This is a genomic window from Streptococcus bouchesdurhonensis (genome assembly GCF_948472335.1).
The window spans coordinates 200,194-226,195 of sequence record NZ_CAOKTW010000008.1; the positions used below are offsets into that span (position 1 = coordinate 200,194).

Annotated in this window: 13 protein-coding genes and 5 pseudogenes; 17 read left to right on the plus strand and 1 reads right to left on the minus strand. The window is 38.1% G+C overall.

Going from position 1 to position 26,002, the window contains the following annotated elements:
- The first annotated feature begins 40 nt into the window (after positions 1 to 40).
- From QMQ21_RS13900 to pheT, 13 genes and pseudogenes are all read left to right on the plus strand, one after another.
- Positions 41 to 1,281, plus strand: a pseudogene (locus tag QMQ21_RS13900) (helix-hairpin-helix domain-containing protein).
- Positions 1,282 to 1,311: 30 nt separating this feature from the next.
- Positions 1,312 to 2,313 (plus strand): virulence RhuM family protein, encoded by a 1,002-nt coding sequence (locus tag QMQ21_RS13905; RefSeq protein WP_001002884.1) that lies wholly within the window; start codon positions 1,312 to 1,314, stop codon positions 2,311 to 2,313.
- A 126-nt stretch (positions 2,314 to 2,439) separates the two neighbouring features.
- Positions 2,440 to 5,091, plus strand: coding sequence for a valine--tRNA ligase (locus tag QMQ21_RS13910; protein ID WP_000032163.1), 2,652 nt, complete (start codon positions 2,440 to 2,442; stop codon positions 5,089 to 5,091).
- Between the two features lie 106 nt (positions 5,092 to 5,197).
- Positions 5,198 to 6,541 carry an AAA family ATPase gene (locus tag QMQ21_RS13915; protein ID WP_000778677.1) on the plus strand — a complete coding sequence of 448 codons (1,344 nt, stop codon included), beginning with the start codon at positions 5,198 to 5,200 and terminating at the stop codon, positions 6,539 to 6,541.
- Entirely contained in the window at positions 6,531 to 7,097 is a 567-nt protein-coding gene (locus QMQ21_RS13920; RefSeq protein ID WP_000253751.1) for a hypothetical protein, read from the plus strand. The genes QMQ21_RS13915 and QMQ21_RS13920 overlap by 11 nt, the downstream gene beginning before the upstream one ends.
- A 356-nt stretch (positions 7,098 to 7,453) precedes the next feature.
- Positions 7,454 to 8,256: pseudogene (locus tag QMQ21_RS13925) on the plus strand (Fic family protein).
- Between the two features lie 271 nt (positions 8,257 to 8,527).
- Positions 8,528 to 11,311 carry a TOTE conflict system archaeo-eukaryotic primase domain-containing protein gene (locus QMQ21_RS13930; protein WP_000268100.1) on the plus strand — a complete coding sequence of 928 codons (2,784 nt, stop codon included), beginning with the start codon at positions 8,528 to 8,530 and terminating at the stop codon, positions 11,309 to 11,311.
- Between the two features lie 299 nt (positions 11,312 to 11,610).
- Positions 11,611 to 12,449 (plus strand): annotated as a pseudogene (licT, locus tag QMQ21_RS13935) (BglG family transcription antiterminator LicT).
- A 17-nt stretch (positions 12,450 to 12,466) separates the two neighbouring features.
- Positions 12,467 to 14,304: pseudogene (locus tag QMQ21_RS13940) on the plus strand (beta-glucoside-specific PTS transporter subunit IIABC).
- A 12-nt stretch (positions 14,305 to 14,316) separates the two neighbouring features.
- Positions 14,317 to 15,732, plus strand: a complete 1,416-nt coding sequence (locus QMQ21_RS13945; protein ID WP_000151832.1) for a glycoside hydrolase family 1 protein — start codon at positions 14,317 to 14,319, stop codon at positions 15,730 to 15,732.
- Positions 15,733 to 16,323: 591 nt separating this feature from the next.
- Positions 16,324 to 17,370 carry a phenylalanine--tRNA ligase subunit alpha gene (pheS, locus tag QMQ21_RS13950; RefSeq protein ID WP_001855033.1) on the plus strand — a complete coding sequence of 349 codons (1,047 nt, stop codon included), beginning with the start codon at positions 16,324 to 16,326 and terminating at the stop codon, positions 17,368 to 17,370.
- Positions 17,370 to 17,879: a GNAT family N-acetyltransferase gene (locus QMQ21_RS13955; RefSeq protein WP_000619941.1), complete on the plus strand. Its 510-nt coding sequence runs from the start codon at positions 17,370 to 17,372 to the stop codon at positions 17,877 to 17,879. Before pheS ends, QMQ21_RS13955 begins: the two co-directional genes overlap by 1 nt.
- Positions 17,880 to 17,955: 76 nt before the next feature.
- A complete protein-coding gene (gene pheT, locus QMQ21_RS13960; protein ID WP_261814652.1) occupies positions 17,956 to 20,358 on the plus strand; it encodes a phenylalanine--tRNA ligase subunit beta in 2,403 nt (800 codons plus the stop codon).
- A gap of 67 nt (positions 20,359 to 20,425) precedes the next feature.
- Here pheT and QMQ21_RS13965 read toward each other — a convergent pair whose 3' ends face one another.
- Positions 20,426 to 21,427, minus strand: a complete 1,002-nt coding sequence (locus tag QMQ21_RS13965) for an endonuclease/exonuclease/phosphatase family protein (protein ID WP_166735811.1) — start codon at positions 21,425 to 21,427, stop codon at positions 20,426 to 20,428.
- A gap of 154 nt (positions 21,428 to 21,581) precedes the next feature.
- Between QMQ21_RS13965 and QMQ21_RS13970 the strand changes: the two are divergent.
- From QMQ21_RS13970 to metF, 4 genes and pseudogenes are all read left to right on the plus strand, one after another.
- Positions 21,582 to 22,070 (plus strand): annotated as a pseudogene (locus tag QMQ21_RS13970) (transposase); the annotation flags it as partial.
- Between the two features lie 58 nt (positions 22,071 to 22,128).
- Positions 22,129 to 22,422, plus strand: a complete 294-nt coding sequence (locus QMQ21_RS13975) for a helix-turn-helix domain-containing protein (RefSeq protein WP_261814653.1) — start codon at positions 22,129 to 22,131, stop codon at positions 22,420 to 22,422.
- Between the two features lie 415 nt (positions 22,423 to 22,837).
- Entirely contained in the window at positions 22,838 to 25,087 is a 2,250-nt protein-coding gene (gene metE, locus QMQ21_RS13980) for a 5-methyltetrahydropteroyltriglutamate--homocysteine S-methyltransferase (protein WP_166735810.1), read from the plus strand.
- A 63-nt stretch (positions 25,088 to 25,150) separates the two neighbouring features.
- On the plus strand, positions 25,151 to 26,002 hold an 852-nt coding region (gene metF / locus QMQ21_RS13985; protein ID WP_261814654.1), incomplete at its 3' end, for a methylenetetrahydrofolate reductase [NAD(P)H].

Consider the following 26,002-nt stretch of genomic DNA (forward strand, 5'->3'; position numbering starts at 1 on the left):
GAGTCGGGTCTATTGAAGAATGAGTTAGAGGAGAAAATAGATGGCTAAAAAGAAAAATAGAAAAAAGAATTAAAACGCCAGCAAAAGTTGGATATCAAAATTATTTCTGAAGAAGAGGCTGCTTGGACAGAAATAATGGCTAAAAAACCAACTTTTGTAGAACGTCGACAAATTCAAAATTTCGATGAACTACATACAGCAGTGATGCAATATGCTGATGAACATGGAGAGTATCCAGATGTCCAGCTAATCAATTACCAACTAAAAAATAGGACTTTTGATTGGAATCAGGATCACGCTTTATTTAGAGAAGCTATGCATACTCCAAATACACAAAAGCGAAATAAACTGTTAAAGCAAGTTTTAAAGATCAATCCAGATTATTTTGCGGCTGATTTTCACTTATTCTTATCAGAAGTTAAAGATTTTGATTTACCAACCTTTAAAAAAGTACTGGATTTTGAAGTTCTAGTTTTAGAAAAATGGAAAATGAACGGATACAATAGTTGGAATTATTTTGAAGCTCGCCCTATCCTGTCTGCTCTGATGTTTCTGATTGAATATTATATGACAGAAAAATTTTACTTTAAGGCTTTGGACTTGGTTAACTTATACTTAAGTAAGCGACCAGAACGTTTTCCTCCTAATTTTGTCTTCTGTATGCTTTCCTTGTATCATATTACTGGTCAGGAATTAAAGGTTGAACGTTTCTATTGTGAAGAATTAAATAAAGGAAAGCGGGATGATACCATCCTTATTCATGCCATCATCTCTGCTTTTTCTCAAGGAAAAATTGAGGAAGCCAGTCAGCTATTTGCAAAATTAGTGGAAATCAATGATGAAGCTGTTGAATTCTTCATAGAGAAAGACTGGCAATTCAATATTTTAGACATTGAAGAACAAGAATGCTATTGTCCAAATTCAGTTGAATCGCTACAAGCTAGTTTGTATCCTCTGCTTGACTATTTACAAGAAAATATTATCTTAACAGAATTTTTAACAAAAGAAGCCAAGAAATTCCGTCGTAAACCAGTATTTTCGAATCATTCCAGTGTGTTAAGAAATCTATCCCAGGTTACAGACTGGTACTCCTTTATGAGCGAGGAAAAAATGAAGGGAATCCGGATGGATCTTGTTCGCATCTTTGTTGAAAATGGGATTCGTACATCTTCAGATTTCAAAAAATGGACTGAAAAAGAAGTTCTCGCTTTGAAGGGAATTGGTCCTGTAACCGTTAAAAAGCTGAAAGAAAACGGCATAAAGTTTAAGAAAGAGAAGTAATTGTTTATGGAAGGGGGAGGTGAAATTGTCTTGAATGAAATTTCTAATTTCATCCTGTATACTACACCAAATGGCGACGTTCAGCTAGATATCCTTTTACAAGATGAAAATCTTTGGTTGACTCAAAAAGGTCTTGCAGAGCTCTTTGGAGTTGAACGAAGTGTCATTACAAAGCACTTAAAAAACATTTATGATAGTGGTGAGTTGGATAAGGTGTCAACTTGTGCAAAATTTGCACAGGTTCAACAAGAGGGAAATAGAACTGTCCGACGTGAACTTGAATATTACAATCTGGATGCTATCATTTCAGTTGGCTATCGCGTAAATTCCAGCAAGGCTACTCAATTTAGAATTTGGGCAACCAAGACCTTGAAAGAATTTATCATCAAAGGTTTTGTTTTGAATGATGAACGCTTGAAACAAGGACAGACAGTTTTCGGACAAGATTATTTCCGTGAACTTTTAGAACGAATTCGCTCTATTCGTTCTAGCGAGCGCCGAATCTATCAACAAATTACGGATATCTTTGCCGAATGTGCCATAGATTATGATCGAAACTCGGATATTACTAAAAACTTCTATGCTATGGTGCAAAATAAATTTCATTATGCAATTACTGGAAGTACGGCTGCAGAAATTATCTATCAGCAAGCTGATGCTAGTAAAGAAAAAATGGGATTAACTACTTGGAAACATGCACCTGATGGACGAGTGCTCAAATCAGATGTAACGGTAGCCAAAAATTATTTGCAAGAAAAAGAAATTCGACAACTAGAGCGAACTGTTACAGCCTATTTTGATTATATCGAGGGTTTAGTTGAGCGCCGTAATACGTTTACAATGCGAGGATTGGCAGATAGTATTGATCGCTTTCTATCCTTTAATGAATATGAAATCTTAGAAGGAAAAGGAAGCATTTCCAAGAAACAAGCAGACTCAAAAGCCATCCAAGAGTATGAAAAATTTAACCGAACTCAAAAAATTATATCGGACTTTGATAAACATATTCTGAAGATAATGAGAGAAAGTTAATGTAAAATTTTTATACAGTTTCTTTTTTACTAATAGAAGATACTGAAAAAATCAGATGTGCTGAATCAAGGCATATCTTCTACATACTAATTTTATTTAAAGATATTAACTAGAAAGGACAAACACATGTCTAAAGAACTTTCACCTAAATACAATCCAGCCGAGGTTGAGGCTGGTCGTTACCAAAAATGGCTTGATGCCGATGTTTTCAAGCCTTCAGGAGACCAAAAGGCTAAGCCTTATTCAATCGTGATTCCACCACCAAATGTAACTGGGAAGCTTCACCTTGGTCACGCTTGGGATACGACTTTGCAAGATATCATCATCCGTCAAAAACGCATGCAAGGTTTTGATACCCTTTGGCTTCCAGGGATGGACCACGCGGGGATTGCCACTCAGGCTAAGGTTGAGGAGCGCTTGCGTGGCGAGGGTATTTCCCGCTATGACTTGGGTCGTGAGTCTTTCTTGACGAAAGTCTGGGAATGGAAAGACGAATATGCCACTACTATCAAGGAACAATGGGGTAAGATGGGGCTCTCTGTAGACTACTCTCGTGAGCGTTTCACTCTTGACGAAGGTTTGTCAAAAGCTGTTCGTAAGGTCTTTGTGGACCTTTACAAGAAAGGGTGGATCTATCGTGGTGAATTCATCATCAACTGGGACCCAGCTGCACGCACAGCCCTTTCTGATATTGAAGTTATCCACAAGGATGTCGAAGGTGCCTTCTACCACATGAACTACATGCTGGAAGACGGCTCACGCGCCCTTGAAGTGGCAACAACTCGTCCTGAGACCATGTTTGGGGACGTTGCGGTTGCGGTAAATCCAGAAGATCCACGCTACAAGGACTTGATTGGTCAAAACGTTATTCTGCCAATCGCTAATAAATTGATCCCAATCGTTGGTGATGAGCACGCAGATCCTGAGTTTGGTACTGGTGTCGTGAAAATTACACCTGCCCACGATCCAAACGACTTCTTGGTTGGTCAACGTCACAACTTGCCACAAGTCAATGTTATGAACGACGACGGTACTATGAATGACTTAGCCTTCGAATTTGCAGGCATGGACCGTTTTGAAGCTCGTAAGGCAGTCGTTGCTAAGTTGGAAGAAATCGGTGCCCTCGTTAAAATTGAAAAACGTGTCCACAGTGTTGGTCACTCAGAGCGTACTGGTGTTGTGGTTGAACCACGCTTGTCTACTCAATGGTTCGTCAAGATGGACCATTTGGCTAAGAACGCCATTGCCAACCAAGACACAGAGGACAAGGTCGAATTCTACCCACCTCGTTTCAACGATACCTTCCTCCAATGGATGGAAAATGTCCATGACTGGGTAATCTCTCGTCAGCTCTGGTGGGGTCACCAAATCCCTGCTTGGTACAATGCTGAGGGTGAAATGTACGTTGGCGAAGAAGCTCCAGAAGGTGACGGATGGACTCAGGACGAAGACGTCTTGGATACTTGGTTCAGTTCTGCCCTTTGGCCATTCTCAACCATGGGCTGGCCTGATGTTGACTCAGAAGACTTCAAACGTTACTTCCCAACTTCAACCTTGGTAACAGGTTACGACATCATCTTCTTCTGGGTGTCTCGTATGATCTTCCAATCCTTGGAATTTACTGGTCGTCAGCCATTCCAAAACGTGCTTATCCACGGTCTCATCCGTGACGAGCAAGGACGCAAGATGTCTAAATCTCTCGGTAACGGGATTGACCCGATGGATGTCATCGAGAAATATGGTGCCGATGCCCTTCGTTGGTTCCTTTCAAACGGTTCTGCGCCAGGCCAAGACGTGCGCTTCTCTTACGAGAAAATGGATGCTTCATGGAACTTCATTAACAAGATATGGAACATCTCTCGCTACATCCTCATGAACAATGAAGGCTTGACCCTTGAGCAAGCAACTGCCAATGTGGAAAAAGTTGACAACAAGGAAGCTGGAAATGTCACAGATCGCTGGATTCTCCACAACCTCAATGAAACCATCGGAAAAGCAACTGCCAACTTTGACAAGTTTGAGTTTGGTGTGGCTGGACACATCCTCTACAACTTCATCTGGGATGAGTTTGCGGACTGGTATGTTGAGTTGACCAAGGAAGTCCTTTATAGTGACAACGAAGAAGAGAAAGTCATCACGCGTTCTGTTCTCCTTTATACTTTGGATAAGATTCTTCGTCTCCTTCACCCGATCATGCCATTCGTGACAGAGGAAATCTTTGGACAAATCTCAGAAGGCTCTATCGTGACAGCTGCATACCCAACTGTTAATCTAGCCTTTGAAGACCTTGCGGCTCACACTGGTGTGGAAAGTCTCAAAGACTTGATCCGTGCCGTTCGTAATGCGCGTGCGGAAGTAAACGTAGCACCAAGTAAGCCAATCACAATCCTTGTTAAGACTAGCGATAGTGACTTGGAAGCCTTCTTTAACAGCAATGTCAACTACATCAAACGTTTCACAAATCCAGAACACTTGGAAATTGCATCAAACATCCCTGCACCTGAACTCGCAATGTCAAGCGTCATCACAGGAGCAGAAATCTACTTGCCACTGGCAGACCTCCTCAATGTCGAAGAAGAACTGGCTCGTCTCGACAAGGAACTGGCTAAATGGCAAAAAGAACTAGATATGGTGGGCAAGAAACTCTCTAACGAACGCTTCGTCGCCAATGCTAAACCAGAAGTCGTCCAAAAAGAACGCGACAAACAAGCCGACTACCAAGCCAAATACGACGCGACAGTTGCACGTATTGATGATATGAAGAAGTTGGTGAAGTAGTGTGAAGTGAGATATACTTGGAAGATGATTTACACCTCACACCTGCTTTTTTATGTAGTTTGTGTTAAACTGATAGTACTGCCTCCATGGTGAAAGGAGAATATATATGAAACTAACAATAGAAAATATAGGTAATGTAAAGAATGCAGAAATTGAAATAAATGGAATTTCAGTTATTGCAGGTCAAAATGGCACTGGAAAAAGTACAATAAGTCGTTCTTTATTTTCAATATTTAGTGCCAATTATGATGTTATAAAAAAAATTTCTAACGATCGAACTAAAGCAATTAATGATTTTTTAGAAGACTATCTCTCTGATATCGAAATGAATCGTAAAAATAATTCTGAAATAGGGATTGCTAGAAGAATCGTTCCGAGTTTCCTTTATACAGAATTGACAAAAATCATTTCAAAAAATTTATTGATATTTCTTGATAAAAATTATAGTGAACATAATAACGAATCCCTTAAGAAGAGTATCATTGAATCAATTAATGAATTCAATAAACGAAATTCAAAATACTTTGTATTAAATATTAAGGATTTGGACCTAAATGTTTTATCTGAAAATATAAAAGAAATTCTATCTCAGTCAGACCAATCTATCTTTAACCAAATTTTAACTGCTCATTTAACTGATGAATTTCATAATCAAATAAATAATATATACGACCCATTGACAGGACTAATTTCTTTAAGAATAAAAGATGAACAAATAAATGTTGAAGTTAACAAAAATAGAGCTACTGCAGATAAATTGATAAATTTTAAAACAGATGTAGTATACATAGATGATGCTGCTGCAATAGTTGAAAATTTATTTTCAACTAAATTTTTAAATAAATTTTCAACTAAATTTTTAAATGAATTTTTAAATAAAATTGATTTAAAATTGGATCATAATGCTCATTTAATGGAGCAGCTTAGAGATGAAAGAAACAACACTTACACATTACGAGCTAAGATAACTGACAGATTAAATTTGGTGTTTAATGAAATAAATCATATATTGAAGACTGATATTGTTAATAGTTCAGAAGATGAGGAAGATGAAAAAAAACTTAATATAATCAATTATTCTTCAGGTATGAAAACGTTCTATTTAATTAAATCTCTTTTAGAAAATGGTGTGATTAGAGAAAATGGGACACTCATTTTAGATGAACCAGAAGTCCATTTACATCCAGAATGGCAATTGAAATTTGCTGAAATTATAGTATTACTTCAGAAAGAATTTGGATTACATATCTTAATCAATTCCCATAGTCCTTATTTAGTTGAAGCGATTGATATATTTAGCAAAAAAAATGATACAAATGATTCTGTTAAGTATTATCTTGCTAATAGTTCTATTGAAGATGTTACTGACTCGATTGATAAGATTTATGAGCAAATGTATGTTCCTTTAAATCGCCTTGAGGAGCTAGCGGAGGATTTTGATGGTGAGTAAAATAATTTTCTCTATATTACATGATTTTAATATTAGATTTTCTGAATGTCGTAGCGATATTAAAACCTGCTCATATGATTCTGATTCTAACTATAATTTGGTAAACTCTAAATATACTTGTTATAATTTTGATAAGATTTCAGAAATTATTTTTAAAAAACATAGCTTTGATAAATGGCAATCTGTAGATACAATTCTGCCTCTTCTTCCTGTAGATGCTGATAGTAAATTATATTTAATAGAGTTTAAGAATTCAAAAAATATTCCATATGCTAACGTTAGAGCTAAAATATTATCGAGTTTGTTCCTACTAGAAAATTTTTATGGATTGCAAAAAACTGATTATAAAAAAATAGTGACAGTTACTGTAGTTAAATCACAAAAAGGTAAAAGACATTTAAATGAAATTAGACAACATCAGGCAAAAATAAGTGGTAAGTCACCTTATAAAGTTGAAAATTTTAGGGCTTTAGAAGATTTTTATGGAATTGAATCTTTTAAATATCCCCCTGAAAAATTTATAGAATTTATAGAGAATAATAATTTAGTCAGTTAAAATTAAAATACTAAAATTTTATAGCTTTGATTAAAAACCAGCTCACTACACAACAACCCCTCTAAGTTCGAACCGCTCTGAGAAGTACAACATTGCAGTTTCTTCTCAGGTGTTGGGGGATTTGAACAAACCAACGAGTTCAGAGTGGTGTATCCTATGAGTTTGATAAGTATGCAAGCTAGAATTATTCATTTAATCAAACCATTCATCCAAAAGGCATTACAAATGAGTGCATGGGATGTTGAGTATAACTCTTTTATTACTTCTTCATAGAACTTATTATGAATGTTTTTTATAGTTCACCCCAATTTCACCATTTACCGATGACACAGAAAAACAATTGAAAGGATATTTCTATGCAACCAACTTACAACATTGACAACCCAAACTTGTCTTATGAAGCTAAGCGTGACTTATGGCGGATAGGTTTTGGTCTGCAGAAAGTTGACAATCTAGTGCCATCAGCGTATATGGAATCTTTGGCTGAGAAACAGTCCCGGGGTGAACTGACTTACGAGCAGGTTTATGAGGATGCAACGGCTTATCACCATACTATTGATGCAAGTACGGAAGAGGCAGACTTGGTTTCTCTACGTATTGTAGAACTATTGTCTCGAAGAGGCTTTAGCTTTAGTCCTGCGACCTTACTTGCTATTCATAAGGAGTTGTTTCAAGATATATTTGAACCCTCTATTAGGTGGGGCAATTTCGTCAGACCAATATCACAAAGAATGAACCTGTTTTGAATGGTGAAAGTGTTGTGTACTCTGATTACTCCATGATTCAAATGACCTTGGATTATGATTTTAATCAGGAAAAACAAGTTGCATATGCGACACTAACTCAGGCGGATGTGGTTAAACAAATCCAGCATTTTATTTCAGGAATCTGGCAGATTCATCCATTTCGCGAAGGAAACACTCGGACAGTAACGGTCTTTTTGATTCAGTATCTTCGTGAGTTTGGTTTTGATATTGATAATACACCATTTCAGCAACATGCCAAGTATTTTCGTGATGCCTTGGTATTAGATAATGCAAAGATTTTACAGCGACGTCCTGAGTTTTTAACAGCTTTTTTTGAAAATCTCTTGCTCGGTGGTCAAAATGATTTGTCTTCAGAAAAAATGTATCTAGATTTAGACCTCGATTTTTCATAATCCTAATACTGAGTAAACATTGAATTTTAGGAAAAAATGAAGCAAATATTCTCACAAGAAAACGTATATCATCAAAGTTTTAGGTCACTTGATAATATGCGTTTTTTGAATTTTATAGACTGCTCGTTTAAACTCTATTTACCTCGTACATTCCGGAGCGAGACGGAATATTAGCCACATACAAAATGAGTACTATTAGGATTTTATTTTCGTGTACAATTTCAGCTATTCTTGTTATAATCAGCCTATAGGAATCAAGGAGGTGATTGTTATGGCTGTTTTTGTGTCTTTGGATGGAATTGTGGTAGAAGTACTTGATGTCTTTTCTTCTTTTAATGGGGATAGTGAGTTTTTCTTGTGTAAACGTCTTAAAGACAAGAGTCAGTTTGTTATGGAACGCTCTCGGTTCGAGGAGATGTTCCAACTTCAAAGTAGTCACTTGACGACGCAAGAAAAATTACAATTGTTTACCTCCGTGTTTGCTGGCCGTTTTGATGTTTATGCTAAGAGTTTTATCAATGATCAAGGGAAAATTCAGTATTTTCCATCCTATGATTATGGTTGGAAGCAGTTGTCACCTGAAAAACGGAGTTTCCAGACATTGACGGATTCCGTTTTGAAATCTCATTTTCGTGGGGAGACAGCTATCGGTATCTTTCCTATGCACTTAGATGATAGCTGTTATTTTTTGGTACTTGATTTGGATGAAGGAGATTGGAAAGAAGCTGGTTTAACCATTCGAAGAATAGCCAGGGAACGCCAGATGGAAGCCCATTTAGAGATTTCTCGTTCGGGTCACGGACTCCATATTTGGTTCTTCTTTGAGGAAGCGATTCCGAGTCGAGAGGCTCGCTTGTTTGGAAAGAAACTGTTAGAACTGGCAATGCAGGAAAGTATGCAACTGTCCTTTGATTCTTTTGATCGCATGTTTCCAAATCAGGATGTTCTTCCTAAAGGTGGATTTGGTAATTTGATTGCCCTTCCTTTTCAAGGAGAAGCTTATCATCAAGGGCGAACGGTCTTTGTGGATGAACAGTTTCAGCCTTATGAAGACCAATGGAGGTATCTACAAGAAATTCAGAGGGTTTCAACTGCTAAAGTGGCACTGTTAATCCAAGAGGAGTTAGGTAAGGAAGAATTGGATAAGGAGTTGAAGGTCGTCTTATCCAATATGATCCAACTTGAAAAATCGTCTGTGACACCCAAGACACTGTTTTTCTTGAAAAATATGGCTTCATTTTCTAATCCCGAATTTTATTTAAAGCAGGCTATGCGACAGCCAACCTATCAAATTCCTGAGCGAATGTATTTATTTGGAGAATCCGATCATTATTTATGGCTGCCAAGAGGTTTGCTGTATCCATTGCAAGATAAATTTAATACTCTTCGAAAATCTCTTCAAACCACGTCAGCTTCGCCTTGCCGTACTCAAGTACTGCCTACGGCTAGCTTCCTAGTTTGCTCTTTGATTTTCATTGAGTATGAGCAGGGATCTGTGGAAGATAGGAGAAAGGTACAAAGGTCTATTAGAGTGGAATTTAAGGGAGAACTCACTTTTGAGCAAGAGTTAGCCCTGTCAGATATGACTTCTAAAGAAAATGGTTTACTTCATGCGGAGACCGGTTTTGGAAAGACCGTTTTAGGTGCTGCTCTTATCTCTGAACGGAAAACAAAAACAATTATCCTAGTTCATAATAGGCAACTCTTAGACCAGTGGCTGGATCGCCTAAAGTGTTTTTTGACTTTCGAAGAGGAAGAAGCTACCCGTTATACGCCATCAGGTCGTGAAAGGGTAATAGGCTATGTCGGGCAGTACGGTGGGACTAAGAAATGGTTGAGTGGACTGGTTGATGTCGTTATGATCCAATCTCTATTTAAGTTGGAAAATAGTCAAAGTCTTTTGGATGAGTATGAGATGATGATTGTGGATGAGTGTCATCATGTCTCTGCCTTGATGTTTGAAAAAGTTGTTGCTCAGTTTAGAGGGAAGTATCTTTACGGTTTGACGGCTACGCCTGAGCGTAAGAATGGTCATGAGCCTATTGTTTTTCAGAGAATTGGTGAGATACTCCATACTGCTGATAAGAGGGAAACGGATTTTAAACGGCAATTGCAATTAAGATTCACTTCTTTTGGTCATTTGGAGATTGAAAAGACCAAAGCAAGTAATTTTATACAGCTTAGTGATTGGATTGCTACTGACTCAGTGAGGAATCAGTTGATTATCAAGGATATTCTAGACCAAGTGGCAGAAGGGCGGAATATCTTGGTTCTAGTCAATCGAATTCAACAGATAGATGTCTTTGAAAAGTTATTGAAAGAGAAAGAGGTTGATGACTGTTATATTATTAGCGGAAAAACCAAAGTCCGAGATAGAACAAGTTTAATGGAGACGTTAGAACAGTTAGATAAAGGGTTTGTTTTATTGTCTACTGGAAAATACATTGGCGAAGGTTTTGACTTGCCTCAGCTAGACACGCTTATATTGGCAGCACCCTTTTCTTGGAAAAATAATTTAATTCAGTATGCAGGTCGGATTCATAGAAACTACAAGGATAAGTCTTTGGTGCGGATTTTCGATTATGTGGATATTCATGTTCCTTATTTAGAAAAGATGTTTCAGAAACGACAAGTAGCTTATCGAAAGATGGATTATCGTGTCATCGAGGGTGAGGAGAAACAATTCGTTTATGTTGATAGTAGATATGAGAAGGTGTTGAGAGAGGACTTGGCAGGGGAAAGACAGGAATGTCTGCTTATTTTACCTTATGTGCACCAGACAAAACTGATGAATTTTCTAAAAGAATTTAGGATTAGTCAAATTGAGATATGTATACCAGAGACGGTTGCAAATAAAGCATGGCTAGACCAGTTGAAGAGCCAGAAAATTAAAGTATCTTTTACTCAATCAAAAATAGTCACGCCTATTCTTTTGGTAAACAAGACCATTGTTTGGTATGGCGCAATGCCATTATTAGGGAAGGTAGATGAAATGACCATATTACGTTTGGAATCAGCTAGTATAGCTTCTGAACTAGTGGCAGGTTTACGATAGAGAAAACTTTTAAAAATTTCTATGTATGATTTTCATTTCTTTAGTGAGGCTGTTGACATTTTCACATTCGAATCACACAAAATAAAAAAATTTCTACAAGTACTTGACAAATAGATTGAAATATCATAAAATAAAAACGGTTACAGAGTTATTAATTATTTAAGCTTCATGTCACCATTAAAAATTGAAATAAAAGGATGTTATCACTAATACAAGTGAGCAGGAACCTATTTAATCACATCAGAAGAAGTTTCTTGATGTTTTTAAGTAGGTTCCTTTTATTTTAAAAGGGAAATTTTATGATCATAAAACGAATACTAAACCACAATGCCGTAATTGCGCAAAGTAAAAAAGATATCGATATTCTTCTTTTTGGAAGGGGAATAGCTTTTGGAAAAAAAATTGGAGATAAAGTAAATCCAATTGATATTGAGAAAAGTTTTTTTCTCAAAAATAGAGATAATATGACCCGTTTTACAGAGATGTTTATTAACGTTCCTTTGGAGTTGGTGTACATTACCGAAAAAATAATTAACCTAGGTAAAATAACATTGGGTAATAATTTTGATGAAATTATCTATATTAATTTAACGGATCATATTTCTTCGAGCATAGAACGTTATAAAGAAGGGATTATTATTTCGAATCCCCTACGCTGGGAAATCTCGAAATATTATAAAGAAGAATTTGAGCTTGGGAAAAGGGCTTTACAAATAATAAAAAAAGAGTTAGGTATTGAACTTCCAATTGACGAAGCTGCATTCATAGCGCTACATTTTGTTAATGCTAATTTAGAAAATAATTTTCAAGAGTCGTATAAAATCACTGAAATAATTATGGGAATTGAGAAAATCATTCAAGATTTCTATTGTACTGAGTTTAACCAAGATTCTATTGATTATTATAGATTCATAACTCATATAAAATTATTTGCCCATCGCTTGGTGAAAATACAACTTATTGTGACGATGATGATGAAGACTTGTTAGCATTAATGAAAAATAAATATCCTAGAGAATATGAATGTGGTGAACAGGTGGCAATGTTTATACAAACTGAGTACAATTATTTGCTGACTTCTAGTGAATTAGTTTATTTGATGGCTCATATTCGTCGTTTAACAAAAAATTTAGATTAATAGAATAGGAGAATACCATGAGTTATAAAGATACAGTACAAAAAATCCTCGATGTAATTGGAGGCGAAAAAAATGTCAATAGAGTTACCCATTGTGTAACACGTTTAAGATTAGAATTAAAAGATGAAAATTTAGTCAATGATGATGATGTGAAGAAGATACCAGGTGTAATAGGTATTATGAAAAAGAATGGGCAATATCAAATTATACTTGGTAATGATGTAGCCAATTATTATAAAGAATTCATTAAACTTGGCAATTTTGAAACAGATTCAGTTGATCAAGGGCACAAAGGGAATATTTTAGAAAGAATCATTGAATATATCGCTGGTTCCATGACTCCAATCATTCCAGCAATGTTAGGGGGAGGTATGCTGAAAGTCTTGGTAATTATTTTACCAATGCTTGGTATATTGCAATCAGATTCTCAGACTATTGCTTTTTTGACATTTTTTGGGGATGCTCCATATTATTTCTTACCGCTGTTATTAGCTTATTCTGCATCACAAAAATTAAAAGTAACATCTACATTAGCTATGTCTGTAGCAGGTGTACTTCTCCATCCAAATTTTGTTCAAATGGTGCAATCAGGGAATCCTCTTAGTTTATTTGGTGTACCTGTGATACCAGCTAGTTATGGTTCGTCAGTCGTTCCAATTCTTATTATGGTTTGGTTGATGAAATATATTGAAAAAATGATTGCTAAATTAACACCAGCTGTTACTAAGAGTTTTTTGCAACCTACGCTAGTATTATTAGTATCAAGCTGTATTGCCTTAGTTGTAGTCGGGCCTATTGGAGTAATTGTTGGTGAAGGATTATCAAATCTAGTTGGGCAAATGTATGATGTAGCTGGATGGCTTACATTAGCTATTCTTGGTGCTATTATGCCATTTATTGTTATGACTGGAATGCATTGGGCTTTTGCACCTATTTTTTTGGCGGCATCTATTGCTACTCCAGACGTATTAATTCTTCCAGCAATGTTAGGGTCAAACTTAGCTCAAGGGGCTGCTTCGATGGCTGTTGCATTAAAGAGTAAAAATAATAATACAAAACAAATTGCTTTTGCAGCAGGTTTCTCAGCCTTACTTGCAGGGATTACCGAACCTGCATTATATGGTGTGACTTTAAAATATAAAAAACCGCTTTATGCAGCTATGATTGGTGGTGGATTAGCGGGATTATTTGCAGGTCTTACTAGTGTTAAAGCGTATCTATTTGCTGTCCCATCTTTGATAGCGTTGCCTCAATTTATTTATTCTGATGTACCATCAAATATTGTAAATGCTTTAATTGTGGCGGTTATTTCGTTGTTATTACCTTTGTATTAGCTTATATATTTGGAATCGATGAAGAAGAGAGTTCTAGCAATTTAGAAGTTAAAGCTGGAGTTTCAAATAAAAAAATGATATTTTCTCCTATATCAGGAGAAATCATTCCGTTAAGCGATGTCCAGGATAAAACATTTTCAGATAAACTAATTGGAGACGGAGTAGCGATTATTCCAAGTGAAGGTAAGGTTTATGCACCATTTGATGGGAAAATTACAAATATTTTTCCGACTAAGCACGCAATTGGATTGAAGAGTGATGAGGGTGTTGAGTTACTAATTCATATTGGATTAGATACTGTTGAGCTAAAAGGTCAAGGTTTTATTAGTCATGTAGAAGAAGGAGACAGAGTTTTCAAAAATCAGTTGATTTTTGAAATGGACTTGAATTTAATCAAGACTAAAGGCTACGAAACAGTTACACCAGTAATTGTAACGAATACCAATGATTTTCTAGATGTATTAGTATTACCTAATAATCAGACAATCGAGCATTCTAAGGAATTACTGGTAATATTATAATGGAGGAAAGTTATGACCATTTTTCCAGATGATTTTCTTTGGGGTGGAGCTGTTGCAGCTAATCAAGTAGAGGGAGCATATAATGAAGATGGTAAGGGCTTATCAGTTCAGGATGTGTTACCCAAAGGTGGATTAGGAGAAGCAACAGAAAATCCTACAGAAGATAACTTAAAATTGATAGGTATTGATTTTTATCATAAATATAAGGAAGATATATCCTTGTTTTCTGAAATGGGCTTTAATGTTTTTCGTACTTCTATTGCATGGAGTAGAATTTTTCCAAAAGGAGATGAGGAAGAACCTAACGAAGCTGGGTTGAAATATTATGATGAATTGTTTGATGAACTACATGCTCACGGGATAGAACCACTTGTAACTCTTTCACACTATGAGACTCCATTATATTTAGCAAGAAAATATCATGGATGGATTGATAGGAGAATGATTCATTTTTATGAAAAATTTGCTCGAACAGTTTTAGAAAGGTATAAAGATAAAGTTAAATATTGGCTTACATTTAACGAAGTAAACTCTGTTTTGGAATTACCGTTTACTAGTGGAGGAATAGATATACCTAAGGAGAATCTTTCGAAACAAGAATTATATCAAGCTATACATCATGAATTAGTCGCCTCGAGTTTGGTTACAAAAATTGCTCGTGAGATTAATTCAGAGTTTAAGGTGGGGTGTATGGTATTAGCTATGCCAGCTTATCCAATGACTCCAAATCCAAAAGATGTATGGGCGACTCATGAGTATGAGAATCTAAATTATCTATTTTCAGATGTGCATGTTAGAGGTTATTATCCGAATTATGCAAAAAGATATTTTAAGGAAAATGACATTAACATAGAGTTTGCAGCTGAAGATGCAGAGTTATTAAAAAATTATACTGTAGATTTTTTATCCTTTAGCTATTACATGAGTGTGACTCAATCTGCTCTTCCAACACAGTATAATTCAGGAGAAGGGAATATTATTGGTGGTTTAGTAAATCCTTATTTAGAGTCTTCTGAGTGGGGATGGCAAATTGATCCAATTGGACTACGTATAATTTTAAATAGATATTATGACCGTTATCAAATTCCATTATTTATAGTGGAAAACGGATTAGGTGCTAAAGATCAACTAATAAAAGATGAATTTAATAACTTAACAGTCCAAGATGATTATAGAATTCAGTATATGAAAGAACATTTATTGCAAGTAGCTGAAGCTCTACAAGATGGTGTGGAAATTATGGGCTATACGTCTTGGGGATGTATTGACTGCGTTTCTATGTCCACTGCACAGCTTTCTAAGAGGTACGGTCTCATTTATGTTGATCGAAATGATGATGGAAATGGCACATTCAATCGATATAAGAAAATGTCCTTTACTTGGTATAAAGGAGTGATTGAATCAAATGGAGAATCCTTATTCAAATAGTTTGTTTATTGATGATTAGATATTATCACGGTTAAGGCAGCATCTCATTAAATATGAAATAAAGAGGTTTGGAAGACATCAAATTCTAAACCTCTTTATTTTATAGGGGGATTAATTAATTTAATTTTGTTACAGAGAGCCGATTATAAATAGTTAACTTAGGATAGATTGGTTATATATAGTAGACTGAATCTAAAATAGTACGAAACAATTGCTAAAACATTTATAGAAATTAATTTTACTTTCCCAATCGATTTGTTTTCATCTTATTTCAATCCGCTATAAAGTTAGATAAGAATAAGCTAACAAGCAGAAGTAAGATAGGTCTTGCAAGAATGGTAAAAATCTGATAAACTAAGTGGTAATTGAATAGAAATCTGAAAGACTAGTAGCCCAAGGGAAGTATATCAGGGAGGAGAGCCGTGACTGCAAGCTCTCTATATGAAAGCTGGGTGAATTCACTTGCGCATGGATTTAGAAATGAAGGTCTGACTTGTCAGATGAAAACGGATGGTACCGCGTGTCAACGCTCCGAGTGGAGTTTTTGGCATGTGGTTTTCTTTTTATCTACGAGAGACTGATGGAGGAAATATGTCAACTATTGAAGAACAATTAAAAGCGCTTCGCGAAGAAACGCTGACTAGCTTGAAGCAGATTACTGCTGGAAATGAAAAAGAGATGCAAGATTTGCGTGTCTCTGTCCTTGGTAAAAAGGGTTCGCTCACTGAAATCCTCAAAGGGATGAAAGATGTTTCTGCTGAGATGCGTCCAATCATCGGGAAACACGTCAATGAAGCTCGTGATGTCTTGACAGCTGCTTTTGAAGAAACAGCTAAGCTCTTGGAAGAAAAGAAAGTCGCGGCTCAACTGGCTAGCGATAGTATCGATGTGACGCTTCCAGGTCGTCCAGTTGCGACTGGTCACCGTCACGTTTTGACACAAACCAGTGAAGAAATCGAAGATATCTTCATCGGTATGGGTTATCAAGTCGTGGATGGTTTTGAAGTGGAGCAAGACTACTATAACTTTGAACGTATGAACCTTCCAAAAGACCACCCAGCTCGTGATATGCAGGATACTTTCTATATCACTGAAGAAATCTTGCTCCGTACCCACACGTCTCCAGTTCAGGCGCGTGCTATGGATGCCCATGATTTTTCTAAAGGTCCTTTGAAGATGATCTCGCCAGGGCGTGTCTTCCGTCGCGATACGGACGATGCGACCCACAGTCACCAATTCCACCAAATCGAAGGCTTGGTAGTTGGGAAAAATATCTCTATGGCTGATCTTCAAGGAACGCTTCAGTTGATTGTCCAAAAAATGTTTGGTGAAGAGCGTCAAATTCGTTTGCGTCCATCTTACTTCCCATTCACAGAGCCATCTGTTGAGGTGGATGTTTCTTGCTTCAAGTGTGGTGGAGAAGGCTGTAACGTATGTAAGAAAATAGGTTGGATCGAAATTATGGGAGCCGGTATGGTTCACCCACGTGTCCTTGAAATGAGTGGTATCGATGCGACTGTATACTCTGGTTTTGCCTTTGGTCTTGGACAAGAGCGTGTAGCTATGCTCCGTTATGGAATCAACGATATCCGTGGATTCTACCAAGGAGATGTCCGCTTCTCAGAACAGTTTAAATAATGATTAGAAAAGTAGAAATGGCAGATGTTGAGGTGTTGGCTAAAATTGCCAAACAAGCCTTTCGTGAAACCTTTGCGTATGATAATACGGAAGAGCAGTTACAGGAATACTTTGAAGAGGCTTATAGTCTGAAAACTTTGTCAACTGAGTTGGGAAATCCTGACTCTGAAACCTATTTCATTATGCATGAGGAGGAGATAGCTGGTTTTCTCAAAGTCAACTGGGGAAGTGCTCAAACTGAGAGAGAATTAGAGGACGCTTTTGAAATTCAACGCCTCTATGTGCTACAAAAATTCCAAGGATTTGGACTAGGTAAGCAACTGTTTGAATTCGCACTTGAACTTGCTACAAAAAATAGTTTTTCTTGGGCTTGGCTAGGTGTTTGGGAGCATAATACAAAAGCTCAAGCGTTTTATAATCGATATGGTTTTGAAAAATTTAGCCAACATCATTTTATGGTTGGTCAAAAAGTAGATACGGATTGGTTACTGAGAAAGAAATTAAGGTAAGAAGAGGATTCTTCTATTGAAATGATAGGAAAGGAAAAGAACCAGTGTGGCAATGGTCATTCTGGAGAACTAAATTATGCTTATATCTTATAAATGGTTAAAAGAATTGGTGGACATTGATGTGCCATCACAAGAGTTGGCTGAAAAAATGTCAACTACAGGAATCGAGGTAGAGGGTGTCGAATCACCAGCTGCTGGTCTCTCAAAAATTGTCGTCGGTGAGGTCTTGTCTTGCGAAGATGTGCCAGAGACTCACCTCCATGTTTGTCAGGTTAACGTTGGCGAAGAAGAGCGTCAGATCGTTTGTGGTGCCCCAAATGTGCGTGCTGGGATCAAGGTCATGGTGGCTCTTCCAGGAGCTCGTATCGCTGATAACTACAAAATCAAAAAAGGAAAAATCCGTGGTTTGGAGTCACTTGGAATGATCTGTTCACTTGGTGAATTGGGAATTTCTGACTCAGTTGTGCCTAAGGAATTCGCAGATGGCATCCAAATCTTGCCTGAAGATGCCGTGCCAGGTGAGGAAGTCTTTTCTTACCTAGACTTGGATGATGAAATCATCGAACTTTCCATCACACCAAACCGTGCAGATGCCCTTTCTATGTGTGGAGTGGCTCACGAAGTGGCAGCCATCTATGACAAGGCAGTCAACTTTAAAGAATTTACTCTAACAGAAACTAATGAAGCTGCGGCAGATGCCCTTTCTGTCAGCATTGAGACAGACAAGGCGCCTTACTATGCAGCTCGTATCTTGGACAATGTGACCATCGCACCAAGTCCACAATGGTTGCAAAACCTTCTCATGAACGAAGGAATCCGTCCCATCAATAACGTAGTGGACGTGACCAACTACATCCTGCTCTATTTTGGTCAACCAATGCATGCCTTTGACTTGGATACCTTTGAAGGGACTGACATCCGTGTGCGTGAAGCGCGTGCTGGTGAAAAATTAGTGACTTTAGATGGTGAAGAACGTGACTTAGAGGTGAATGACTTAGTTATCACTGTCGCAGACAAACCAGTAGCCCTTGCAGGTGTCATGGGCGGTCAAGCAACAGAAATTTCTGAGAAATCTAGTCGTGTCGTCCTTGAAGCTGCAGTCTTCAACGGAAAATCTATCCGCAAGACTAGTGGTCGTCTTAACCTTCGTTCTGAGTCATCTTCTCGCTTTGAAAAAGGTATCAATGTGGCAACTGTTAACGAAGCCCTTGATGCGGCGGCTAGCATGATTGCAGAACTTGCAGGTGCGACGGTGCGTAAAGGTATCGTTTCAGCGGGTGAACTTGATACCTCTGATGTGGAAGTTTCTTCTACCCTTGCTGACGTCAACCGTGTCCTCGGAACTGAGCTTTCATACGCTGATGTAGAAGATGTCTTCCGTCGTCTTGGCTTTGGTCTTTCTGGAAATGCAGACAGCTTTACAGTCAGCGTCCCACGTCGTCGCTGGGATATCACTATCGAGGCAGACCTCTTTGAAGAAATCGCTCGTATCTATGGCTATGATCGCTTGCCAACCAGCCTTCCAAAAGACGATGGTACAGCTGGTGAATTGACTGCAACTCAAAAACTTCGCCGTCAAGTTCGTACCATTGCTGAAGGAGCAGGTTTGACAGAAATCATCACCTATGCTCTAACAACTCCTGAAAAAGCAGTTGAGTTTACGGCTCAACCAAGTAACCTTACTGAACTCATGTGGCCAATGACAGTGGACCGTTCTGTCCTCCGTCAAAATATGATTTCTGGTATCCTAGATACAGTTGCTTACAACGTGGCTCGTAAGAACAAAAACTTGGCTCTTTACGAGATTGGAAAAGTCTTTGAACAGATAGGCAATCCAAAAGAAGAACTTCCAAATGAGATCAACAGCTTTGCTTTTGCCTTGACAGGCTTAGTTGCTGAAAAAGATTTCCAAACAGCAGCAGTTCCAGTTGATTTCTTCTATGCTAAGGGAATCCTTGAAGCCCTATTTACTCGTTTGGGACTCCAAGTAACCTATATAGCAACATCTGAAATCGCTAGCCTTCATCCAGGTCGTACAGCCGTGATTTCACTCGGTGACCAAGTTCTTGGTTTCCTTGGCCAAGTGCATCCAGTCACTGCCAAGGCTTACGATATTCCAGAAACGTATGTAGCTGAGCTTAACCTTTCAGCTATCGAAGCTGCGCTTCAGCCAGCGACTCCATTTGTAGAAATCACCAAATTCCCAGCAGTCAGCCGTGACGTTGCCCTTCTCCTCAAGGCAGAAGTAACTCACCAAGAAGTTGTAGATGCTATCCAAGCTGCTTACGTGAAACGTTTGACAGATATCAAACTCTTTGACGTCTTCTCAGGTGAGAAATTGGGACTTGGTATGAAGTCCATGGCTTATAGCTTGACCTTCCAAAATCCAGAAGATAGCTTAACGGACGAAGAAGTCGCACGATATATGGAAAAAATCCAAGCGTCGCTCGAAGAAAAAGTGAATGCAGAAGTGCGTTAAACGATAGTAGGATATAAATTCCCCCTCTAGTTTATGAACACTAGAGGGGTGATTTTATATAAAATAATTAAAATGTGATTTCTGTAAAAATACATCTATGATCAGAGTTTTGAAAACTTACAATGTCTAAATCTTTAACATAGTAGTGGTTTTTAGGCAATAAAATATGATCTATCGTTGCATTAAAAAGTTTTGGACTTTGGCTATTCCAAGTTCCTCTTTCAAAAGGTGGCAGTGCATTTAATGCGTCCCTATGAGAGCTTATTTTTGCAAGTGCTCCATGACGCATAGTTGCATTAAAATCACCTGCAATAATAGCCTTTGGATATTTTGAAGCCAATTGATTATGAATGATGTTTAAGTCTTGATTCCAGATTTCCATTAAACCTGGCAGAGGAGGAGCAGTATGCAAAGCAATGATATCTGGTATATCTTGTTTTCTCGAATGTAATACAATTGTCCCGAACCGTGTTGTATGAAAAGTTTCAGCTTTTGTATAGAAATCGTAACTTTTCTTGACAATCACAGTCACAGGAGCTATTCCACTGTCAGTAGGTGGAGAAGTAAAAATATCATAGTTGGCCATAGAAAGTCCAACTTGATGAAACAATAGTTTGATTCTCTGGTTTTCTTGCTTACCTCTGATATTGGTAGCTAGTTCAGGGAATATAGCCATATCGGCATCAAAATGGCTAAAAATTCGCTCAATATGTTGTGCTTCTATTTGATTAGCGACGTTCCAAGTTACTAATTTTAAGGTTTTAGTCTTATTTGATACGGAAGAAAGGGTTTTATCTGTTCCGAATAATAGTAATATGAACGATAGTAAGAGCAAGATGCTAGAATAAAACCGTATTTGTTTATTTTTCTTGTAAAAAGATAGGGAAAAAAATACGAAACTTAAAATAGAAACCATAGTTGCAGTAGCTAAGGGGAAGGCATAAATCTGTGCCAAGATAGGTCTGGTAGATAGCCAAATATTAAGATTAGAAGATGGAAAAAAAGAATAAGCTATGATAGGGATAGCAAAGAGAATGACAGAAAAGGCAGAGAGAAATATTTTAATCATTGTATGAGTACCTCGATTTGCAATGGTTGCTCGGAGCTAATGTGACTTTGTGACTTTACTCGATTGATATTCTTTTTATTGTCTTCCTTATAGATTAAGTACAACCCAAGTAAAAAAGTCCAATTTAAGATTGAAATGATTAAAAGTCACGGAGATGCAAGACAATTATACTACAAAAGGCAAACATTTGACAATCGATAGTCGTCGCTTAATCGAACGATGGAAAAAAGAAGGAAAATCAAATAGAGAAATTGCCTCTCTACTTGGAAAAGCTCCTCAAACTATCCACACTGAAATTAAGCGTAGGACAGTCCGAAAATGTCTTGGAAAAGGGTGCTTCAAAGAGATTTATTCTGCCGACTATGCTCAACAGTCTTATGAAAATAATCGCAAGCACTCGGTCAAGAGATCAAGCTTGACCAAGGAACTAAAGGAAAAGATTCTCCACTATCATAACCAAAAATTTTCGCCTGAAATGATGGTGATGGCTAAAGGGGTTAACGTGGGAATTTCAACCATTTACTATTGGATTCATCATGTAAAATTGGGGTTAAGCAAACAGGAACTGCTTTACCCTAGAAAAGGAAAAGCGCTTAAGAAACAAGCTAGCACCAATTTTAAACTCGCTGGTCAATCTATCGAATTATAATTCGCTCATTTTTTCAAAAAATACATAGACGTAAAAGAAAGAGGGTTAAGAGATGAAGAATAGTGCTATTGGGAGTAATTGGAAGGATGTCCTATCTCAACTCTTTACCAAGGAGGAAATCCTTGAAAGTGATATGCGAGTGGCTATCATGAGTGAGCTGATTGAAGCCAGGCATGAGCAAGGAATCAGTCAGAAAAAGCTAGAAGAACTTAGTGGAGTAAGCCAGCCTGTCATAGCTAGGATGGAAACAGGCAAGACTAGTCCTCAGTTGGACACAGTCTTAAAAGTCCTAGCCAGTTTGGGAAAGACACTAGCAGTCGTCCCACTCGAACAGGAAAAGAGTTGATTAGAGTAGACTCATACTCAATGAAAATCAAAGAGCAAACTAGGAAACTAGCCGCAGGTTGCTCAAAACACTGTTTTGAGGTTGTAGATAAGACTGACGAAGTCAGTAACCATATGTCTAAGGCAAGGCGACGTTGACGCGGTTTGAAGAGATTTTCGAAGAGTATTATAGTCTTTTCTAATAACAAGCCATAGTCACTTATAAGAATTACTAATAAAGCGTTTGAAGAGCATAACTGAAATAAAGCTATAAAACACGCTATACAAAGGATTTGAGGCATTTGTCTCAGGTCTTTTTCTTTTGTTTAAAACAGATATATAGTTTCAAACTATATCAAAGCCTAATTTTTTACAATTATACAGATGATTTCTTTTCTGTTAAGATAGTTTCAACAACAAATTTTGGAGGACACATCATGTCAACTACAATCATCGGTTTCCTTCGTTTGGGTGAATTCCGCGAATTAAAATTTACAACTGAAAAATACTTTAGAAAAGAAATCTCAGAGGAAGAACTTTTAGCAGCAGCAAAAGACTTGCGTGCTAAACACTGGAACATTGTCAAAGAAAAAGGCATCACTGAAATCCCATCAAATGACTTTTCTCACTATGACAACTTCCTAGATGCAGCTTTCCTTTTCAACGTGGTACCTGCTTCAGTTCAAAACTTGGACTTGTCTGACCTTGAGCGCTACTTCGCTTTGGGACGTGGTTACCAAGGAGAAAAAGGGGACGTTCGCGCCCTCCCAATGAAGAAATGGTTTAACACTAACTACCACTACATCGTTCCTAAATTTGAAAAAGACACTCAAGTCAAACTTGCAGGTCACAAGATTTTTGATGAGTTCCAAGAAGCCAAAGAACTTGGTCTCAACACTCGTCCTGTTCTTGTAGGTCCCTTCACTTTCCTTCAATTGTCAGACTTTGAAGAAGGCGTGAAAGCAGACGACTTCGTAGATAGCTTAGTGGCTACTTACCAAGAAGTTTTTGCTAAATTGGCTGAACTTGGTGCAACTCGCATCCAATTGGATGAAGCGGCTCTTGTAAAAGACTTGACAGCTGAAGAAAAAGCTCTCTTCTTGAACCTTTACAACAAACTCTTGGCTGACAAAAAAGGTCTTGAAGTCTTGCTTCAAACTTATTTCGGTGATGTTCGTGACGTATACGCTGACCTTGTAAACTTGCCAGTAGATGCTATCGGTCTTGACTTTGTTGAAGGTAAGAAAACTCTTGAACTCGTTAAAGGTGGCTTCCCAGCTGACAAGACTCTCTATGCAGGTATTGTCAATGGTAAAAACATCTGGCGCAACAACTACGAAAAGAGCTTGGCTGTTCTTGAGCAAATCCCAGCTGAAAACATCGTTTTGACAAGCTCATGCTCACTTCTTCATGTGCCATTTACAACAGCTAACGAAGAATTTGAACCAGCTATCTTGAACCACTTTGCCTTTGCAGTTGAAAAATTGGATGAAATCCGTGACTTGGATGCTATCCGCAATGGTCAAGGTTCAGAAGCTCTTGCAGCCAACAAAGAACTCTTTGCGACTGAGCGTGTTGGTGAAAATGCTGAACTTCGTGCGCGTATCGCTGGCTTGACAGACACAGACTACACTCGTTTGCCAGCCTTTGCAGAACGTGAAGCTATCCAAGAAGAAGCTTTCAAACTTCCAGCTCTTCCAACAACAACGATTGGTTCATTCCCTCAAACAAAAGAAGTTCGTGCCAAACGTTTGGCTTACCGTAAAGGTGAATTGTCTCAAGAAGAGTACGACGCTTTCCTTGCTGAAACGATCGATGAATGGATCAAATGGCAAGAAGATATCGACTTTGATGTCCTTGTTCACGGTGAATTTGAGCGTAATGACATGGTTGAGTACTTCGGTCAAAACTTGTCAGGTTACCTCTTCTCTAAAAATGGTTGGGTACAATCATACGGTATGCGTGGGGTGAAACCACCAATCATCTGGGGTGATGTCACTCGTCTTAACCCTATCACTGTTAAATGGTCTAGCTATGCACAAAGCCGTACAAACAAACCTGTTAAAGGTATGTTGACTGGACCTGTTACCATCCTCAACTGGTCATTCCCACGTGAAGACATCTCTATCAAGGATTCTACTCTTCAAATCGCTCTTGCTATCAAGGATGAAGTTCTTGACCTTGAAGCTGCTGGCGTGAAGATCATCCAAATCGACGAGGCTGCTCTTCGTGAGAAATTGCCACTCCGTCGTAGCGACTGGTACGAAGACTACCTTGACTGGGCAATTCCTGCCTTCCGCTTGGTACACTCAACAGTAGCGTCAGATACACAAATCCACACTCACATGTGTTACTCAGAATTTACAGATATCATCCCAGCTATCGACAACATGGATGCAGACGTTATCTCATTTGAAGCTAGCCGTTCAAACCTTGAAATCTTGGACGAACTCAAAGCGAAAAACTTCCAAACAGAAGTGGGACCTGGGGTTTACGATATCCACTCACCTCGTGTGCCAAATGAAGGCGAAATCGACAATACAATCGAAGCTATCCTTGCTAAAGTGCCAAGCAAGAAAGTTTGGATCAACCCAGACTGTGGTTTGAAAACACGTGGTATTCCAGAAACAAAAGAAAGCTTGATCCGCCTTGTTGAAGCAGCGAAAGCTGCGCGTGAGAAATTGTAAGATTAGATTTCTCTCCATACAATGGTTGTTCAAAAAGAAATCAACTAGAAAAGGTTATTACATATGTCACGCCAAACACCGTCACTCTCATTTGAAGTGTTCCCTCCAAACCCAGCCGTGGGTAATGGTAACATTATTTCAGCCTTGCAGGATATGCAGGAGTTGGCTCCCCATTTTATCAGTGTAACTGCCAGCAATAATAAATTTAATATCAAGGAAACGACGGTCCGTTTGGCTGATTTTATCCAAAATGACTTGGCGATTCCGACCATTGCCCACTTGCCAGCCATCTATTTGACTAAGGACAAGGTGGCTGAAACCATTGCGGACTTGGACAAGGTTGGGGTGCAGAAAATCTTGGCTCTTCGTGGGGATATTATTCCAGATGTGGAGCCGCAAAAGGATTTTCGCTATGCAACTGACTTAATTGAGTTCATCAAGGAACAAGCTCCTCACTTTGATATTGTTGGTGCTTGCTATCCAGAAGGGCACCCAGATTCGCCAAATCAGATTTTAGATATTCAAAATCTCAAGAAGAAAGTGGATGCAGGTTGTTCGAGCCTTGTGACTCAGCTTTTCTTTGACAATGAGCGCTTCTATGATTTCCAAGACAAGTGTATCTTGGCTGGGATTGATGTTCCTATTCATGCAGGGATTATGCCAATTCTGAATCGAAATCAGGCCCTCCGCCTCTTGAAGACTTGTGAGAATATCCATCTTCCACGTAAATTCAAAGCCATCTTAGACAAGTATGAGCATGACCCTGAGTCGCTCAGAGCAGCAGGACTTGCCTATGCGGTGGACCAAATCGTGGACTTGGTAACTCAGGATGTTGCAGGTGTGCATCTCTACACTATGAACAATGCTGAAACAGCAAAATACATCCATCAAGCAACCCATGCCTTGTTTAATCAT